Below are 225 nucleotides of genomic sequence, written 5' to 3'. Positions count from 1 at the left end.
TAGCTCCCTTTCTCATTTCGCAGTGCTACAATCCTTCTTTATATGATTTGTAATAAACATAGGTTGTAGCTCCCTTTCTCATTTCGCAGTGCTACAATTTTATTTAATGCACGCATTATAACCTAGCTGTTGTAGCTCCCTTTCTCATTTCGCAGTGCTACAATTTTCAAAGCCCAGCGTTCCGCCCTCGGATTGTTGTAGCTCCCTTTCTCATTTCGCAGTGCT

The organism is Neisseria sp. HMSC068C04, from assembly GCF_001810105.1.
GTDB classification, from domain to species: domain Bacteria; phylum Pseudomonadota; class Gammaproteobacteria; order Burkholderiales; family Neisseriaceae; genus Neisseria; species Neisseria flavescens_B.
The sequence above is the reverse complement of the archived record's forward strand: the minus strand, read 5'-3'. Positions refer to the sequence as shown.